3 protein-coding genes are annotated in these 3,247 nt (G+C 36.8%); all 3 read left to right on the plus strand.

Translation table 11 applies throughout. The features are described from left to right. Positions 1-528 precede the first annotated feature (528 nt). Complete coding sequence (locus tag F6K40_RS39455; protein ID WP_293145540.1) at positions 529-969, plus strand: pentapeptide repeat-containing protein; 441 nt, start codon at positions 529-531, stop codon at positions 967-969. A gap of 75 nt (positions 970-1,044) precedes the next feature. Beyond that, positions 1,045-3,027 (plus strand): CHASE2 domain-containing protein, encoded by a 1,983-nt coding sequence (locus tag F6K40_RS39460; RefSeq protein ID WP_293145543.1) that lies wholly within the window; start codon positions 1,045-1,047, stop codon positions 3,025-3,027. A 38-nt stretch (positions 3,028-3,065) separates the two neighbouring features. Then, on the plus strand, positions 3,066-3,247 hold a 182-nt coding region (locus F6K40_RS39465; protein WP_293145546.1), incomplete at its 3' end, for a hypothetical protein.

The raw sequence follows: 3,247 nt of genomic DNA on the forward strand, positions 1-3,247 counted from the left end.
TTCAACTTTGTGAAAATAATGATTAACTTTAATACTGGGTAAAAAGATTTCCAGCCAACAGTAAAAAAATCTGCATAAATCTAAAAAATGCTCACAATAGTAACTAGAATTTTTACCAAAATAGCATCATGTCTAAAAAATTAGTCTTTAACAGATCGTGCTTTAACTTATCAGCAAGCTAACTTTATAATGCCAAGCTGAAAGATATAGCCCTACGCGCAATTCAAAATTCAAAATTCAAAATTCAAATGGGTATACCACAGTAGGGACGTTCCATGGAATGTCCCTACAATGTTTTGCTTGTGAAGATGTGATTCATCAAGAAAGAAAAGCGCTGTAAACGGACTTGTCGGCAAGCCAAGCGTAAGATTGGCCTCAAGTTTCTGTGCGCGATATGAAAAGTACACCTAATAAATCATCAACCTGCTGAGGACTTAAGCCTCGGTAGGAATTTTTGTCCGTTCAAAGGCAAAGAAGATGTCAATATACTTATAAATAGTTAGCCTAAATTTTGATGATTCCAAATTAATGATTAACCAACAAGTAGAACGAAATATTAGACTTTTGCTGGAAACTCGTGAGTGTCCAAACTGCTACCTAGAAGGAGCCAGACTAGGAGGAGTAAATCTAGGAGGAGGTAATCTTGGGGAAGCAAAACTACCAGTAGCAAACCTTGCAGGAGCCAAGTTAGGAGGAGTAAACCTTGGGGGGGCAAACCTTGCAGGAGCTTACTTAGGAGGAGCTTACTTGGGAGGAGCAAATCTAGGAGGAGCATATATGGAGGGTGCTAATTTAGAAGGAGCTTATTTAGCTGGAGCCAACTTAGGAGGTACTTATTTGGTAGGAGCAAATTTCTCAGGAGCCAACTTAGAAGGAGCAAACCTGGGGGGAGCAAACCTGGAAGGAGCTATTTTAGAGGGAGCAATTCTCATTGGCACAATAATGCCAGATGGTGTCAGACATGAGTAGTGAACTGAGGTGAAATTCAGTAATCTCCATGCTTTTGTTCTCAAAATTAATTGATAGTTTGAATATCTATCTGAAGTGGTACATGAGTGTGGAGAATGCTTGAAACTAATTGAAACAGGATTAATGGCCATTAAAATCATGGAGTTTATACATTTTTTCCAATGGATCAATAAAAAAATTAATTCTCTAGCGATGCCAATACCAGTAATTACCGTTTCTGGTATTACTATTCTGGGTTTACTATTTTTCAGACACTTGGGAGGATTCCAACCACTAGAAGTAAGAGTATTTGATGGGATGATGCGTTTGCGGTCTGATGAAGTTCCAGATCCTCGACTGTTAATAGTAGAGATAACTGAAGATGATATTGAGTATTTGCAGGAGTGGCCGATATCCGATAGAACTTTGGCTAAAGTTTTAGTATCTTTACAAAAGCATCAACCCAAAGTCATAGGTATAGACATATATCGAGATATTCCTAATCCACCTGGTCATTCAGAATTCTTAGAACAACTAAAAAAACCGAATATTTTTGCTATTACTTTCATTAACAACAATATTGACGATGCAGTAGAGCCACCTCCGACAATGCCAGAAGAAAGAATTGGGTTTAATAATATTAGTTTTGACCCGGATGGTGTAGTTCGTCATAATTTACTATTTACTGAAGATGATGATAATAAAACATGGATAGCTTTTTCTCTACAATTAGCTCTTAGTTATCTTAAAGACTATGGAATTTTTCCGGCTATAACTGAAAATAATGAATATAAATTAGGTGATGTATTATTTAAAGAATTACAATCAAATTCAGGGGGATACCAAAAAATAGATGATGGGGGATATAAAATTTTAATTAATTATCGTAATTCTAAATCTGTTGCTCCCAAAATTACCATAACGAATGTTTTAAAAGGTAATTTTGACCCTAAGTTAATCAAAAATAAAATAGTTATAATTGGTACTACAGCTGCTAGCGCCAAAGACTTTTTTTTTACTCCTTATAGTTTGGGTCGTTTCAAGTTGTTAAAAATGTCAGGGGTAGAGATTCATGCCCAAATTACAAGTCAAATTATTAGTGCAGTTCTTGATGATAGAAAGCTATTTTGGTACTGGGAGGAATTAACAGAAATATTATGGATTATTGGCTGGTCAACAGTTAGTGCTAGTCTAGCTTGGCAAATAGAAAAACCTCTAATTTCATTGTTAATTAATTTTATGACTTTGGGGATTTTAACAGGTATTAGTTATAGCATTTTTCTCAAAATGGCATGGATTCCTGTAGCAGCACCAGCAGCAGGAGTAGTTGTCACAGGTGGGATAGTTATAGGTTATAAAACTCAAGAATTATGGCAACAACAAAATATGGTAATGAAATTATTAGGTCAACAAACTTCTCCAGAAATTGCTAATGCTCTTTGGCAAGAACGTTCAGACTTAATTAATAGTGGAATTTTACCACCAAAAACAGTTACAGCAACTATTTTATTTACTGACTTAAAAAACTTTAGCACTATCTCTGAAAAAAAAACTTCAGAGGGTTTAATGATTTGGTTAAATGAATATCTGAGTGCCATGACAGATATTGTGATTAATCATCACGGAATAGTCAATAAATTTACTGGAGATGGAATAATTGCAGTATTTGGTATTCCAGTACCTCGTACTACTGTAGAAGAAATTGCTAAAGATGCTGAAAATGCAGTTAATTGTGCTTTAGCAATGGACGAACATTTGTTAGAATTAAATCGTCAATGGCATCAAGAAGGTGTTTCAGAAATAAAAATGCGGGTAGGAATTTATACGGGAACTGTAACAGTTGGTAGTTTAGGGGGAAAAAATCGCTTAGAATATGGAGTAATTGGTGATAGTGTTAATATTGCTTCTCGGTTAGAAAGTTTTGAGAAAGAACGTCATCCAGGAATTTGCCGAATATTGATTGCTCAAGAAACTTTTAAATATCTAGATGGAAAATTTCAAGTAGAATTTTGGGGTGATTGTGATCTTAAAGGGAAGGAAATACCAGTGGGTGTATATTTGGTTACTGGTAAAAAATAAGGTGGTGGTGCATAGTAATGGTAGAGAGAGTGTAGGAGGTGTGGGAGGTGTGGGAGGTGTGGGAGGTGTGGGAGGTGTGGGAGGTGTGGGAGGTGTGGGAGGTGTGGGAGGGGTGGGAGGTGTGGGAGGTGTGGGAGGTGTGGGAGGTGTGGGAGGTGTGGGAGGGATGGGAGGAGCAGAAGTGTGAACTACAGTCAGTTACTTCTCCGGAGCTCGTATG

It is taken from the genome of Okeania sp. SIO3I5, from assembly GCF_010672085.1.
Classification (GTDB): Bacteria; Cyanobacteriota; Cyanobacteriia; order Cyanobacteriales; family Microcoleaceae; genus Trichodesmium.